Origin of the sequence: Burkholderia sp. MSMB1072 (genome assembly GCF_001524725.1) — a bacterium.
Lineage (GTDB): Bacteria > Pseudomonadota > Gammaproteobacteria > Burkholderiales > Burkholderiaceae > Burkholderia.
Genome location: NZ_LOYC01000022.1, coordinates 188,728 through 202,839, shown reverse-complemented (window position 1 = coordinate 202,839; position 14,112 = coordinate 188,728). Strand labels below are relative to the sequence as shown.

Sequence of the window (14,112 nt, the reverse complement as noted above, 5' to 3'; positions counted from 1 at the left end):
GGACCGTGAAACGACTCCACGCCGATGATAGTGCGGATTCCCGTGTGAAAGTAGGTAATCGTCAGGCTCCCTAAGCCAAGAACCCCCGCCCGACAAGGCGGGGGTTTTTGCATTGGCACGGCGCGAAATGTGCGCGGAGAGACAAGGCTCGATTCAATTAGAGGCCGATGGCGTCACTCGCTTGCCAGGAATTCTTGTTGGCTGGCGGTCAGCGAGGCGCCACATGCAGTCTTCATCCCGTCCAGCGCAACGGCGCGGCCTTCAATTGTGTACTGGCTGGAGCCCTGAACGATCGGGTAGGTACCTTGGCATTTCGGGCACAGGACCATATGGCCGACACCGGATGCCGGTCGGCCATTCAAGTTCGAAAGGCCGAAGCCGTCGAGCACTGTGCCGCCGTGATCCGTTGTGTCGCCTTTGCGGATAATAGGTTTCATCGAAGAGTCTTAGGGAGTTTGGACTATTTCGGTATTCTTACTAAGCTCACCGACTTCGGGCGGCGAGCTGCAGAGCGGGATCCCCGACTGCACCACGTTGATTCGGATGACTCAACTCGAATCCCTAAATTCGACTCCGATCGGAAAACGCTGATCAAAATATCTCACGCAGCAGGCTGGCAGCATCTGCCGCCAAGTCGGGATCTTGGTGCCGCCACTCGATACGGCTCATTTCGTCTAGAAAATCAATGACGCAATTTCGCTGATCTTTTGCATACGTCTTCGAAATTTCATCGAGCCAGTCACTCGCTCCACCTGTTGCCATTCGGTGCAATTTGTATACAAGAGAATCGGGGATATTGTCCGCCTCATCGTACTCATATGTCGCTATCTTCATGAACAACGGGAGAAAAAATGCAAACGCCTTCGGCTTCATAAAAGTGAGGCAAGCCGATTCATCGCATTCGTAGTCTTCTCTTAATTCCTTGAGCGTTATTTCGAAGCGATTCTTTCCTCGAAAAAAATCGTCAACAGCACATGACTCGATCCCCGATCTGTCTGTGATTGACTCTCCATTCGGGAAGGGACCGTTTGGAAACATTGAGAAATTCAAGCTCATTTTAGTAATCCCTCGCACTTCGCAACATTCGCCCATGCTTCGAGTGCTTCGTTACGGTGGTTGGCGTCCCCACCCGCGAAGCACTTTTTGTTGATCAGGTCTCGCGCCATCGCACATTCCCGGTTGTTTTCGCGCATCTGCAGAACGGTCGGCTGGTCCATGTTGGCCTTACACGCTCTGGGGCGTTTGCATGCACGGTTGACCTCATCCTGCAGCCTGCGATGTTCGCCCGGGGAGCAGTTGCCCGGCGGCTGTATTGTGTCTGCGATCGGACTGACTTTGTTCCCGGCTTTGTCCGATGATGCGGAAGACGCCATCCAGACAAACACGCCAATCCCCGCCAATGTGCCAACGGCAGCACCAATTATCGTACCGATTCCGGGAAAGACTGCCGTCCCTGCAGCGGCACCCATTTCAGCGCCAGCGGGGATCGACAGCAGGCCGATCGGATCGATTGCCATGGAGGGGCGGCTGTCGGCATAGGCGTATTTATTGGGGCCTGCGAGCAAACCGAGAGGATCCTGATTGATGTATCTGCCGGCCTCCGGATCGTAATAGCGGTGACGGTTGTAGTACAACCCGGACTCTGCATCGTGATACTGACCCGGAAACCGAATCGGATTGTCGATTTTCGCGACAACTTGTTGGCCACACCGCCCGTAACTGTCGAAGTCTGCAGCCCAGACGACTTCGCGCTCGTCGTCGACGAGCTCCTGTGGCGCGCCGAGATGATCGCTCAAATAGTGGTAGCACTTGCCATTCGCCAGTTGCGCCAGCGGTCCACGGTGATCAGGGTGCGGAACATAGGTAACGAGCGTGTCACCTCGTGTACTCATGCTGGTATGTACTTCCTGCAACATCCAATCGTTGTCCCATACGAACAACGTCATGCGCGATGCCTGCCCGGCCGGCGTGTGAATTTTGGCGATCCGGCGTCCCAAGGCGTCGTAACGATATTCAGTACGGTCGCCATTGACGTGGTCGACGCCAATCAGCTGATGAGCAGCATCATAACGATAGCGCGTGACATTCGGTGGTAGAGCTGTCTCGCTCGGCTCGGAGGCATTGTGTCGTGGCAGAAGTCGCTCAAGAATACCCGACGCCGCTTTGACGACAGGTTTGTCTGATATGACCTGTGCCGTACGTGATGCCCGGTTCCCGTGACCGTCGTAAGTAAAGTGGAGCAGCGTTTGAGTAGATACCTCGGACGTGACAAATTGGTGCAGTCGATCCCCGGCCGCACTTTGTATGCCGCCCAAAAACGGAACACTCGGGGAGTTGCTCGCCATCAGTCTAGCGATCAAATTTCCTGTCGAGTCGTAGCGAAACGACTCATTTGTCACATTGAGAATGGTTTCCCCTCGTTCGCGCGCAACACCCAGCAGTTGCGAAAGAGGATCGTAGCTATAGTGCTTGGCACCTCGCCATGCATCGTGCAAATCGATTAATTGTCCGGCTGCGTCGTAGTGCCACGCTCGCCACGCACGCGCGTCCGCTCGTGGTTGACCTTGCGAATCGAGATCCTGAAGCTGTTGCGACGCGAGTTGTCCGGAGTCGGTATATGTGAATAGCTGGGCGATTGAACCCTGTACATTTGTGACCGTGCGGTGTAGCGCATCGCGCTCGAAGCTCGCAAGCGGAGCACCGTCAAGCAGCACGCCGTGAATGTGGCCGCTTCCATACCGCTGCCATGTCAGGTTGCCAACTCCGGGTAGGTGCGTCTCGCTACGATTTCCGACTGCATCAAGTCGATGTTGAAGGCGCCAAACACGACCGTGATGTGCTTGAACTTCGGCGGTACGTCGCCCAGCTGCATCGTACTCGTAGGTGATTTGCGATACCGCGCCAGCCTCTCGATGGTGGTAGGCCTGTTTGAGCAGGCCTCGCTCGTCATAACTGAAAGTACTCAGCGTGTTGTCGCTCAGTTGGCGACCGATCATCTGACCGAGATTGTCGTATATCAGCGTCGTGCGAAGTTGTCCGTCGTTTCCACAATCGATCTGCTCGATCAGTTCGCCGGCGACGTTGAATCGAAATTGTTGGCGCCGACCATCGAACCCGATCTGCTCGATGATGCGTCCCAGTTGGTCGTACGCAAAGGTGCCACGTTCGCCCTTGGGATTCGTCAGTGCGGTGAGCTTGCCGCGCTCATCGTACTCGAATCGATATGAGCCACCCATCGCGTCGATTATGCTGAGTGGCCGATCATAGGCATCCCATCCAACTCGCGTAACGCGATCGAGCGGATCGGTATAAGCGACCGGCCGACCAGCTTTATCGTACGCGGTACGCCAGCACCCGAGTCCGGCAGGTTCGATTGCAGTCGTGTTGCCGGCAGCGTTGCCGAGAATCTTGGTCGTTTGCCCTAACGCATTCGTCGTGCTTGTTTGGCGTCCGAAGTCGTCGTATGCGTATTGAGTCTTGAAACCTGAGCAATCGGTACGCTCAAGGAGTTGACCCGCATCGTTCCAGAGCATGTGCGTCACATTGCCGAGCTCGTCGGTTTGAGCAACGGGCAGCCCTTTTTCGTAGACCGTCGAGGTCGCATTTCCCAACGGATCGATTGCCTTGACTAGGTGCCCGCTGGCATCGTATTCACGCTGCCAAATTTGACCAGCCGGATCAGTTATTCGAATAGGTAAGTTGTGCTCGTTGTATTCGATTCGCGTTAGGTGGCCAGCTGCGTCGCGAATCGCGATGGGGTTTCCATGCGAATCACTGATGACTTGGGTCTTGCGACCTAAAGGATCGACTCGACCTGACACATTGCCCGCTTCGTCAAAATCAATGTGTTCAGTGCTGCCATCCGGATGAGTGATCTGATCGACCGCCCACAGTCCGTTGTATCGGTAGGTTGTCGTTTGGCCTGCCGCATCGGTGACACGAGTGATCTGCGCAGCGGGCAAATAGTCGAACCGGGTGTCCCGCGTAATATCGTGTTTGTCGCTGTTTCCAACGGTATAAGCATACGTTCGGACACAGCGTGCGTATGGCGTATCACCGTCCCATTCCGAGACAAACACTGCGCCGGCGGGCGTTTCATAGCTTGTGAGGAGATGGTTCGTGTAGCTGTACCGCCAGGTCTGACCTCCGCGGTCCACCGCCTTACTCAGATTACCTTCGTCGTCGTACTGATAAGCGGCCAACTTCCTTTTGGAATCGCCATGCTTGTCTAACAGATGTACTTCGATAATTCGCCCTTGATCATCATGTGTACACGCGACCGCATGGACGTTATTGCGAACTTCTTGCAAGCTACCCGTTGTTGTGTACGTGAAAGTAAGCGCCTGTCCGTCACGAGTTTCGGAACACTGGAGCAGATGTCGATTCGGATCTACTGGATGTGGCCCATAGGTTTCGACAAGCCCATTCGGGAAGCGGACTTCATACGTTTGCCGATTTGCTCGATCCTCAAGTCGCGCAAGAGTGTATTTTTCAAGCGGATGAAAGTGTTCTTGTCCAGTCTCGAGAAACGGGAAGTGCAGTTGTCGACCATCAAAATCGACATAGATCACCTTCCGGGTGCCGTCCGGTGACGTACGCACATGGACTTCCGTTGCGTATTGCAACTTCCATGCGACGCCAAAGCTACCATTTCGCTGGTCGGCGCTGCGATATCGCCGATTCCACTGGATCGGCACTCGCCCCGGCAAAGTGAAGTCGTCGTGCGTGAGAAGCTTTTGCCCTGTCGCAACATCGACAGGATGCGCAGACTGGGTCTTCTTCGCGCATTCCGCGCAGTCTGCTTCGGTGACAGGAGCGAGACCTCGCGCACTTCCGCCGCTTTGCGTGACCGGGCCATCGAGGTAGATTCCCTTGCCCTTCAGGTGAATGCCTGCTGCGTCAATGGTGATCGTGCCACCCGGGCCAATCAACTGAGCTGTTGACGCGCCAGAAAGGCTTGCCTGACCTTGATCGGTGATCCGGATCTGGTTGCTGTCCGAGCTTTGAACGGGGGCTGGAATTTGCGGACTGAAGTCCGGCGAAATATCGAGGGGTGTTTCCTGGTCCCGTTTAACTGCGTCTCCAACTGCCTTACCACGCACCGTCACAGCGTACGTGTGGCCGACATGCGAGGTCCAGTCTTGCACTACTCGGTCGACACGGCTTAGCCCGACGGTGGTAGCCATTTCCAGCGCGACATTGCGCAGATAAAGGCCGCCGACGTTGACGTTATACGCGAGCCCGATGTTGAGCATCTTGCCGAGCCCCACGCTTTGCACGGACGCGAGGCCGACTGTTTCGAACTTGACGCCGCCAGTGGAAAGCGTCCAGTTTCGGCCAATCTTCACGCTTTCGTCGTTGCCGATCGATTTGTCGCGGTCGTTGCCTACTGAGTGCGATTCGTCGTTTTCGACTTCGATGCGCTGGTCCTTCTCGGCATGCAGCCAGACTTCTTCTTGACCCTTCCGATCTTCGAAACGCAGTGCATTCGCCGTGTCGGAACTTCCGCCCTTGGTCGATCGCGTCAGAATCCCGCTTTGCGTTGCATTGGCTGGGAGTTGCCACGGCGGCATGTTCTGCGCGTTATAGACGGACGAGATGATCAGCGGGCGATCAGGGTTTCCGTCGCCGAATACGATGACCACTTCGTCACCGATTCTGGGCAACTGGATCATCCCGAAGCCGCCGCTTGCCCAGGGCTGAGAGACGCGAACCCAGCACGAGCTTGCGTGATTTTTCTTGCCCAGCCGGTCCCAATGGAACTGGACCTTCACCCGACCGAGTTCATCCGTGTAGATTTCCTGTCCCTGAGGACCGACGACAATCGCGGTCTGGATCCCATGAATGACAGGATGTGCAATTGTCCGCAGCGGTCGATACGGGATCTTCTTGCGGATGCATTTGAATTCGTTCGAATAGGCCGCGACGCCGGGCTGTGCCTGGTAGTTGTTCGTTCCGTGATGCCGGATCGACGTTAGCAGGAACTGACGGTCTTCCGGCTGCGAACGCTCGTGATCGTAGTGATCCTCGATCTGGATGTAACGGTCAAGTGCAAGGCGCCGACAGTAGCTTTTGCCGACGAAAATCTTGCTATGTGCCGCCAGCGCTTCGGTACGAAACCGCGCGAGCTGTTCACCGCGATCGCTATCCGGGAAGCCGTGTGCACCGAGGTAGTCATAGACCTCGTAGTTCTCGACGTCACCCTGATTGATGCCGGTGTCATCCTGGGCCTGCCGCCTTGCTCCCGGCGCTTTGTAGTCCACTGTCTTGAGCGTCGCACTTCCGGAGGTAAGTTGGCGGCGGGCCGCGAACGACGTGATGACCTGTTCGTCGTCGAGAATCTCGTCGGTCGAGTAGCGCAAAGCAGCGCTACGACCGGGGATCGGCTGCGCGTTGACGGACGTATCGCTAATGATCAACTTGTGGGCGTCTTTCGCATGCTCGAAGTAGAAGAACAGCCCTTCCTCCTGCATCAGCCGCAGTGCAAACGCTAGATCCGTTTCCTTGTATTGCGTGCAGTAGCTGCGATTCGCTGTCGGCTTTTGCAAGCGGAACTCGACGTCGCCGAACTTTCGATATCGATGGAGTACGGCGTCGAGGATTTCCTCGACCGTCTGCTCCTGGAAGATGCGAATGTCCTGGCGACGGTCCATGAAGGCGATCCAGGGGCGAGCGATGGCCACGTATGTTGCGAGACCGCCGTCGGTGCCGGTGTGCTCGAAATCCGTGACATAGCCCTGGAAATAACGTTCCTCCGAGCTGGCGGTTGCGTCAGTGAGCTGCAGGGTGATCGTGACAGGCTTGCCGATCAGCTTCTTGAGCTCGATGTTGGGATCCTGCGATGCGAGCTTGAGATTGATCTCGAACAGCTGGCCGAGCGCTTCGTCGCAGTCGAACTCGGTCAGTACGAGCTCGGAACGGCCGGAAAGCGGCGTCGTAATCGTGAACAGCCGGTTGGTTTGAAGCGCGAAAAACTGCTTCGCGATCTCGGAAAGGGAGAACGAAGACATCAGCGGCCCTGGAATCTGGTTAATCGTTTGTGCAGATCGTACCGCAAGGTTTCAGATGGGGGGAAGTATTACCGGGTCAGCGTTCTAATTACGATTCGATATTGAGATTTATGTGATGGACTAATGCTTTCCCGCGATTCATTGTGCGTTGTGGCGTGTGGATTGGCTACAATTCGTTAAAAATGGCTTTAATTGCTTGGTGCCATAGTGTCAACATCTTACGTTTGCGAAGGTCGTATTTGAGAAACATTGTCGATAACTGTTACGTTTGACGATCCGATCGCGTTTGCGTGGTTCACGCTGGCGGTGGTGGTTGCTGCGCTTGCGTCATCTCGACAGCTGTATTGCAGCAGGCCTGAGTTACCGGCCTGCTGCAATTGCAGAACAATCGTCGCTTGACACAGTCACTAACGGTTCGGAGTATCGGGCACCGAGCCAACTAACGGATGGTGACTTGCGACGCCCACCATGGGGCGGTGCGCCGTTCACATCGGCGTGATGATGAGCCGCTTGTCTTCGACAGCGATCCGGACGCGTTCTCCTGCCTCGAATCCCGCATCCTCCAGCCAATTTGATCCACGGGAAGTACGTCGTGTTCAGTTTCCGGTGCGCTCTGATGGCACGGAGAACCTTAGACAAGGAATGACGGCGCGCGGACTCTTGAACAGTGACGAAGCGTTCCGTTACGACGGGGCGTGTCTTATGATTGGCGTTAGCCATTTCCGACTCCTCGGATGAGTTGGTTGTGGTCAGCGGGTCGTATGGGTGGCAGCCCATGCGGCCCGCGCTTTTTTGCGGTGATGCCGTTTGAGTGTACCTAACTGGTCATCTCGAAATATGGAAAATTCGAGGAGCGGCCGATCGGCATAGTTTCTTGGGATTCGCCGCAGAAAAGTACGGCACAGGTCTGGATATCGATGAACGAGGAGACCTGCGAAGCAATCAGACTTGGAGACGTGAACACTGGCAGACATACAAGTCGTTGCTCAGTGCTGCCTGTCGTCCGTCTGGCTCGGTGGTAGGGACGCGTGGCCCTTTACATACGATCTTGCCTACCGTCTTGCACGTAGGGCACGAGACCGGATCGTTCTCATAAGCCTGTTCCCGCGCGCCGATCAGGCCGTTGCCGCCACCTCCCTGGATCAAGCCGCCCGTGGTCGTGGTATTGCCCTTCACGATGTCATAGCGCTTCACTTGGTCGTTCCCGATTCACCGGGCAAAGGGCCACGATAGTGGAAGCTGTTTAGCATCGTATCCCATGCTTAAATCGTCTACGCTTCGTTGACAGGAGAGGTTGCCTCGGAGGTTGATGTGATCGAATCGGGCGCCGCACCGAAAAGCAGCTGAATCACCGTGCGAGGTTTCGAGGACCGTCTAAAAGCCTGATTCGGTAGCGAAAGAAAGAGTGTGGAAGCTCGCACAACACCAATTCAACGGTTAAAAATAACAAAGGCGCGCGAGGTAGTATTATTTGGAGACCTTATAGATAATTGGTGTTGTTGTAAAATATTGAAAATGAAATTCTAGTGTTTTCCCATTTTCCCTCTCCTTGGTCAATGGGCATATGCGCGAAAAGCTGTGTGCTATCAATAACAATCAGCTTGGGGAGTTTTCTGTCGCGAATGTCCCAAAAATGAAAAACGTGTGCGTCCGATTCGGTGGCCATTTCCCACTCATTGCGTGTTATGGTGGCAAGGCCAGACGTCCCTTGTGTAGACGTCTTGACTTCGATAGTCAAGGGCTTTGGATTGTTGGCGCTCACAATGGAAAGAACATCATAGCCATCAGCATTGTTATCAACAGATATCCACTTTGGCGTTTTGCCGGTGCGTTTCTTCTCGTGTGCAATTGTCAAACGTTCACCGATTCGGCCAATTTGAACGAGTGTGTTATCTCGCTGCCCGCGAGCGCGCGAGGCAAGTTCGTCCCAAAATGAAATAACAGCATCGCCGGTGCTTTCGGTAAGGCCGGCTTCCACAAAAACCTGAGCTATCTGACTTCCAGCAAAGCTGATGACACGACTACGTCCAAAGCTTGCACTTTGAACCCAGCTTGGACGTTCGATATCGATGTAGTCGAGCAGTACTTTTCGTAACTGTGCTTCGTAACCGACAATTGACAGCAATTGGGCCCCATTTGGAGTTACTTGAGCATAACCTGAATCGTTAGTTTCAAGCCAATTCAGTGCCTGGGCAGTTTCGGCGACTTTTTGGGACGAAATGCTGCCGAAGTACGCGAACGAGGATCTGATTTCAGAAAAAGTGAGCTGCTGTCGTGCGACGATTTCAAGTAGTTCGAGGCAACCTTGAGCAAGACCGGGTGAAATTGGAGTCACGATTCTTCTCTATTAAAGTCCCTCAAAAGTGCTTCAATATCGTCGGTTGAGAGCCCCGTACTGTATTCATCATAATCTTCAATGTCTATCGGATCTAATGCAATAGGATCAGGTCTGAGTGACGAATCTTCCAGTGCTTCGGCCATAGCGTCGATTTTGAAATTTAGACGCATCCGGACTGTTTCATCTACCGAGTCAAAGCACTCTACAATTTCTATGGTTGTACTTTGCTGTGGAGAAAGACCGAAGCGATGTATCCGATCTTCCGATTGGAGATAGTGTGCCGCATTAAATGTGCGATCAAGATATAAGGCGTGATGGCAAATTCGATGTAAGCTTACCCCTTCACTGGCAGCGGCGGGATTTGCCACCATGATTTTAACAGCTGGGTCATCGTGAAATAATTTAATCTTTCCTTCTCGAGATTCATCATCGTCCTCATCGCCCGCGTCAACTCCACCATGAATATAAACTGCACCCACGTCAGCTAATCTGCTGGCTATGTATTCAACGTTTTTTACAAACGATGACCAAATCAGCACCTTTTTACCCTCCCGAGCAAGTTGTCGCGCTTTTTTTAGGACATATTTTAATTTCGGGCCGTCTCCTTCGGAAAGAACCGCGGCCAGTATATCCGGATGGGTAAAGCCGATTTCCGACGATAACAGCGCAGGATTCGAGACAAATTGCAAAAGTCTGGCAACCGATCGGCCAAGGCTACGAAACGCTTGCTTGTTGCGGATGCTAAGTGCGGTGGCGGCCTCTCTGCAAACTTCAAACTTCATGAGTTTGTAGAGTTCACCTTGCATTGGCGCCATCGGAAGTCGAACCAATTTTCTATCGACGGGGGGAAGGTTGAGCTCAGATTTATTTGTGCGAACGTATACGGGTTTAATGAGTTCTACGACGGAATCCGCGCTTGCGGGAATTTCGGGATATAGGAAGGCAAATTGAGGAATCAGATCCTCAGTGGACTGAGGCATGGGCGTACCCGACATAATCAGCTTACCCACGGGTAGATGAGCAAGTCCTAAGGCTGCACGTGCTGTTTGCTTTCCCACACCACTTTTGATGCGATGGCTTTCATCGAGAAAAACGTGAGTCTTATGTCGTGCAAGATGCGCCGATATTAGATCGTGAACTCGAGTCAACTGCTGATAAGTGATAAGCATCCAACGTGGATCGTCCTCCAATAGGCGGGCGATTTTATCCTTACCTCCTCTCAGCCGCGAGAAGGAGCATTGTAAATGCGGCATGCAATCTTCAAGCTGCTCGTCCCATGCGGCGAAGGCATTTTTCGGTGCTATAACTAACAGGCGCTCTTCGTCATTCGCGCGATAAACAAACGTGGCCAACGCCTCTGTTGTTTTACCGGCACCTGGCACGGAAAAAGTGGCTCCCGCAGGCAATGCGGCAAGCCGGCTAACGTTGCACGCCTGCCTTTCAGTCAGGTCGCGAACGAAGCCGAGCGCTTGAAGTCTAGAGCGAAGTTGATCTTGATCAATGGCAGGAGCTTGTGTCGCCAGTTGATAGCTACTACTTGTTCGACGTGACTGCCGAAGCAAATCGGCTGCGCACTGGCTTACTCCTAGAGAGTGTCCCGGGCGGAGGTTATAACCCGTGCAAATCTCACCGAAGCGACCTCGTAGAGCAATGAAATTCCACCACGGTAACGAGAGGACTAGAGCGGCCTCTTGTTTGGCTTCGTCAGTTGAATCGAGGATTAAACGCTTGATTACATCGAACCAAGGTGATGCCTCGTCCGCTGAATCCCATGTAAGCACTGCTCGCCGGTCACTGTCACGATAGTCAATATTTAGCATGTTGTTCAACGTATGCTCTAATTTTATCGCACTGAGCTTGGATGGCATCAAGCTGCTTGGAAACACCACTAAGCTTGGATTCTGGCTTAAGCCCATCTTTAATGGCGGCAGTTAGTGTTGCTTGGGCCTTTGCACAACAATCGAGAAGGTAATTGGCACTTTTTGCATCCTTCTGGAGCTGACGCTGACTTTCAATTACTTCGACGATAATCTTTCGCGCAGTATCAATGTTCTCAGGTTTCTGAATCGCTTGAGCTAATGGAATATCTCGTTGATCATCGTCCGCACTAATTGGTGTACCCCCAAAAAGATCGTCTAGATCATCTTTTGCCGGGATCGATGGCTTCACATCGAAAGTTTCGAGAAGCTTCGATCGGACTTCGTCAATATTCTCAACAACTGCAGGGATAACTTCGTAGAGACGCCCTCCTGCTTCTTCCGGTTTTTCAATTAAAATAAAAGCCGCCTCTTTGAAAACCTGCTGTTTCCCGACGCCTGAAATTTTACCGCGTGATGAAACGATCTTCTTAAATGCAAACTCCGAATCGGAGACTATAGACCAATGATTTGGTTTTCCCCGGGATTTCAAAAATTCCTCGGCATAGGCGCGCATATCAAAAAGAATCTCGACTTCTGTTTCTTTTAGATCATAAAGCTCGGCGAGTTCCTTGTTGGAGAAATTGTCTCGTTTTTGCTTTGCGAGCATCATGTTCGCCTGGGCATCCCAGCTGTAGTCGGCGCGAATATCTTTTGTGATCTGTAATCGAGCCTCGAGTCTGTCAATTTCCTTTTCTTCGCAATGAGGTAGAACAGCAATATCGATATGTTGAAAGTGGCTAAATTTACTTGGCTCCTTATGCAACAACTCTCGCCAAGTAGCTAAGCGCCGGTTGCCGTTAACAACAAAGCCATTCTCGTCGAGCAGGATAGGGTTAACTTGCGTATTTGATGTGTCGCTAAAATAGCGACCAAGATCTGCTTGTTTGGCCAATTGAAGTAGGAGGGAATGTTGAGCCTCCTGTGCATCCCAAAGCTCCGAATCACCGCTAAAAAGATCTGGTCGAGATTTGGCGTTTTTTGCTAAATATTCTGCCTGAAGAGATGCCGTTCGGCCATTGGCCAGGCGATATTTGGGCAAATCAATTGGCACCCGAATAATGGGGATGTCAATTGTCTTTCCCTGGAATACGACCCGCTCGGTTGCGCTGGTCGGATTCTTGCATAGTTTTGCAAACTCTTCTATTCGCTTTGGCTTCGGCCATCCAAAACGATAATTATTCGCGAGTTTTGCGCCGCGTGTCATGTTTACTCCAATGCGTAAATGAGGGTTGGAACGTGGTACGCCTTTTTAAATATTTCCAATTCCCGTTCCAATCTTTTTGATTGAGCGATATTTTTCCCAATTAGCTTCGCTGCTTCATATGAGGGGACAACGATTATCGCGCTCCCGATTGCATTATCAAAATACAAGGTCTGAAGCTTGATAATATCGGCGTACACTCTTGCAAAGTTTCCGGTCTGCAAACACAATCCAACTCCTTTCTTGCTAGATGTGATTGTCATATCCGAATCTTTAGAAATTTGCATCTCGTCAGACCAGCCAAGGATTTTTATGGCGTTTAGGAATGCACTACGAATCTTCGTGGCAGATCCTGCGACGGGCTTTAACGGGATACCATTTATTGCTGCCTCAATATCTCGTTGATGTCCTTTGGGAACGGATTTATCCCCTGCACAATGGCTATGTCTGTAAAAATTCATTCTTCCCCCGAGGTCTTATATCCTTTTGGTGCTCGCGATAGACTGCTTTTTGTGTGGTCGTAAACGGGCTTGTCGTGTGGCCGATACCGAATTTTTCCGGCAAGTGCATCTTGTAGTCGCTGAAGGCCGATCTTCGCATAATTTGCGTCAAGTTCGCAACCCAAGAAGCGTCGTGAATGTAATGCTGAAGCCACTCCAGATGAGGCAACACCAGAGAATGGGTCGAACACTAAATCTCCGGGATTTGTCAGCGAAAGAACTAATCGCTCAATTAACCCGACTGGAAACTGGCATGGATGATTTGTTTTTTCGACGTGGTTGCCAACAACATTTGGAATGTTCCACACATCCTCTGGGTTTTTGCCCAGTGGATTTCCAGATAATTCACCTTGATTCGGGCCCTTGTAGTGTTTCTTTCCGGGGTACTTTGCTGGGACTCTAACTACATCCAGATTAAATGTGTACTTGTCTTTATTGTTTTGGGTTTTTGTATACCAGAGAACGACTTCGTACCGGCCGGAGAAGCGTTTTTGGGCATGCAGACCATGGCCAAAATGCCAAATAATTCGATTTCGAAGTTGCAGATTATGTTTTTTGAAAATTGGTGCGAATTCTATGTCCAGCGGCCAAATTTGATTGTCGTCAATATATGTTCCGACTTGCCAGCAAAGTGAGCCGCCGGGTTTAAGTCGTGGAATAAGTTGATCAATTATTTCCTCTTGCCATTTCAGATACCCGTCCAAAGCTTGGCGGGTTTCGTATTCTTTTCCAATATTGTATGGCGGAGATGAGACTATCAAGTCAAAAATGGGCTCCTGTGGTAAAATATTAAGTAGTCCTTCGATCTTCCCTTGCCAGATGGCATAGTCTTGTTCAAGTAGTTTGGACGCCTCTTTCGTTTTTTTGGCTTTGAAGAGATGTGCGGTGGGCGTTATTTCGGGTAGTTCCAGTTGGTCTGTGTGCACAGGGGCGAGGTCGGTGACGTCGGCTGGAATTTCGAATGCGTTCATATGAGGTATTTGATGGCAGACACGATATCTTGTGTTCAATTATGCCAATGTATTGGACATTGATGTTGTTTCCCTGCTGGCACTTGTGGCTAGAGACCAGGGGATGCCTACAATTAGTAGGGAGGGGTTGCTAGCTTGATGTAGTTGGGCAGATACAAGTAAAAACCCCCGCT

At 52.1% G+C, this 14,112-nt stretch carries 10 protein-coding genes; all 10 read right to left on the bottom strand.

Features of this window, described 5'->3' with window-relative positions; all coding sequences use genetic code 11:
- Positions 1–173 precede the first annotated feature (173 nt).
- The 10 genes from WS89_RS12060 to WS89_RS12035 all read right to left on the bottom strand — a co-directional run bounded on the left by WS89_RS12060 (position 174) and on the right by WS89_RS12035 (position 13,939).
- Positions 174–437: a PAAR domain-containing protein gene (locus tag WS89_RS12060; RefSeq protein WP_059791144.1), complete on the bottom strand. Its 264-nt coding sequence runs from the start codon at positions 435–437 to the stop codon at positions 174–176.
- A 154-nt stretch (positions 438–591) separates the two neighbouring features.
- On the bottom strand, positions 592–1,056 hold the full coding sequence (locus WS89_RS33750) for a DUF6714 family protein (protein WP_156440546.1): 465 nt from the start codon (positions 1,054–1,056) through the stop codon (positions 592–594).
- Positions 1,053–7,010, bottom strand: coding sequence for a type VI secretion system tip protein TssI/VgrG (gene tssI / locus WS89_RS12050; RefSeq protein WP_059791140.1), 5,958 nt, complete (start codon positions 7,008–7,010; stop codon positions 1,053–1,055). The genes WS89_RS33750 and tssI overlap by 4 nt, the downstream gene beginning before the upstream one ends.
- A gap of 485 nt (positions 7,011–7,495) precedes the next feature.
- Positions 7,496–7,576: a type I toxin-antitoxin system SymE family toxin gene (locus tag WS89_RS34610; RefSeq protein ID WP_257128158.1), complete on the bottom strand. Its 81-nt coding sequence runs from the start codon at positions 7,574–7,576 to the stop codon at positions 7,496–7,498.
- A 376-nt stretch (positions 7,577–7,952) separates the two neighbouring features.
- Positions 7,953–8,186 (bottom strand): PAAR domain-containing protein, encoded by a 234-nt coding sequence (locus WS89_RS32265; protein WP_373558388.1) that lies wholly within the window; start codon positions 8,184–8,186, stop codon positions 7,953–7,955.
- A 304-nt stretch (positions 8,187–8,490) separates the two neighbouring features.
- Positions 8,491–9,345: a DUF3883 domain-containing protein gene (locus WS89_RS32260; RefSeq protein WP_179949860.1), complete on the bottom strand. Its 855-nt coding sequence runs from the start codon at positions 9,343–9,345 to the stop codon at positions 8,491–8,493.
- The gene (locus tag WS89_RS12040; protein WP_218921294.1) at positions 9,342–11,216 is read right to left on the bottom strand and encodes a DEAD/DEAH box helicase; all 1,875 of its coding nucleotides are present in this window, start codon (positions 11,214–11,216) and stop codon (positions 9,342–9,344) included. Before WS89_RS12040 ends, WS89_RS32260 begins: the two co-directional genes overlap by 4 nt.
- Positions 11,155–12,471, bottom strand: coding sequence for a hypothetical protein (locus WS89_RS33745; RefSeq protein WP_156440545.1), 1,317 nt, complete (start codon positions 12,469–12,471; stop codon positions 11,155–11,157). Before WS89_RS33745 ends, WS89_RS12040 begins: the two co-directional genes overlap by 62 nt.
- A 2-nt stretch (positions 12,472–12,473) precedes the next feature.
- Positions 12,474–12,929 (bottom strand): hypothetical protein, encoded by a 456-nt coding sequence (locus WS89_RS32255; RefSeq protein WP_082741849.1) that lies wholly within the window; start codon positions 12,927–12,929, stop codon positions 12,474–12,476.
- Positions 12,926–13,939, bottom strand: coding sequence for a DNA-methyltransferase (locus WS89_RS12035; RefSeq protein WP_082741848.1), 1,014 nt, complete (start codon positions 13,937–13,939; stop codon positions 12,926–12,928). Before WS89_RS12035 ends, WS89_RS32255 begins: the two co-directional genes overlap by 4 nt.
- Positions 13,940–14,112: the final 173 nt, after the last annotated feature.